This is a genomic window from Pseudomonas sp. (assembly GCF_050739655.1).
Taxonomy (GTDB): Bacteria; Pseudomonadota; Gammaproteobacteria; order Pseudomonadales; family Pseudomonadaceae; genus Aquipseudomonas.
In genome coordinates this window covers 1-1,389 of record NZ_JBOIBY010000424.1, presented here as the reverse complement: position 1 = coordinate 1,389, position 1,389 = coordinate 1, and the positions used below count along the sequence as shown (strand labels likewise).

The following is a 1,389-nucleotide window of genomic DNA, read 5'->3' as shown; positions in this document are numbered from 1 at the left end:
TTCAGCATGGGATGCACTGTTTGAAGGAATATTCGGCCATAACAGAAGAATGACCGCATGATGGGCGGGGATTCTAGCATTTAGTCGGGGGATGGTGTAGGAGACAGCAGATATGAGATGTAGGAGCGGGTATGGGGGGGATCGCAGAAACCACAAGGGGAGCCGAAGCTCCCCAAGAAGTAGTTGCATGCTCTATTTTTATTGTTGCTTTTGGGCTTCTTGTTTGTGTTGAGCGCCCTCGCCATGAAGTTTTCCTTCATGACCCTCCCAATCGGGAGTCAAGAGCAAACGGATTGCTTTGGTCGCTGAATTGCAGTGATCTTTCGATCCAACCAGTGCAGGCTCTGTCTTGGGACAATTTTTGTTGTTCTCGGCCTGGTCGTGGGGCAAGCCCCAAATACAACGCCTCTCCAAAAGAATCAGTTAGCTACGCCTCTCGCCGTCTTGTTTTTATTGTGCGTGAGTCGATACGTCTTATTTTTATTGTCTTGTGCATTGCTTGTTATTGTTCTTGTACCAAACATATAGCAGGGTGCGTGCCAACTTTTACGAAACCCAATAAAACAAGGGGTTAGGCCGGCTTGCAGGCATTTCGAAGGCCAAAAAAAGCCGGGGCTTCGTTACCGTAAGCCCCGGCTTCTGTTACGTGAAAAAGCTGAGGTAACAGTTTTTTCCACAAAGTCACGTGTTACCCGCACATCAGACAGGCGCGGTTCAGCTCTCGCTGGCCACCCCGGTCTTGCGCCGTGGAATGCCCAGGCGTTGACGGCGCTCCCACAGGCATTTGCGACTGACCCCGAGCTTGCGAGCCAGCTCGGTTTCGGTCATGTGGTCCTGATGCTCGAGAACGAAATGCTGGAAGTAGTCTTCCAGGGAGAGGTCTTCGGTCGGCTCGTGGTTGTTGTTGCTGGCATTGCCGTTGCCCTGTTGTGGGGGCAGGCCAATGAACTCGTCGTCTTCCAGGTCACCCAGTTCGATGTCGATGCCCAGCAGTTCGGCAGAAATCTCCGGGCTTTCGCACAGGATAACGGCGCGCTCGACGGCGTTCTCCAGTTCGCGAACGTTGCCTGGCCAGGAGTAGTGACGAATGGCTTGCTCGGCATCCGCGGCGAACTTCAGGTCGGTGCGGTTGATTCGCGCGCTTTGCCGCGCCAGGAAGGCATTGGCGATTTCGTTGACGTCCGCACCGCGTTCGCGCAGGGCTGGCAGCTTCAGCGCGATAACGTGGAGGCGATAATACAAGTCTTCGCGGAACTGGCCGATCTTCGCCAGGCTCTTGAGGTCGCGGTGAGTTGCTGCGATCAGGCGCACATCGACTTTTTGCGATTGCACCGAGCCCACGCGACGAATTTCGCCTTCCTGCAATACGCGCAGCAGGCGAGCCTGGGC

1 protein-coding gene is annotated in these 1,389 nt (G+C 54.9%); it reads right to left on the bottom strand.

All coding sequences use genetic code 11. The features are described 5' to 3' along the window. Nucleotides 1-714: 714 nt before the first annotated feature. On the bottom strand, nucleotides 715-1,389 hold a 675-nt coding region (locus tag ACRESJ_RS20830; RefSeq protein ID WP_431759584.1), incomplete at its 5' end, for a sigma 54-interacting transcriptional regulator.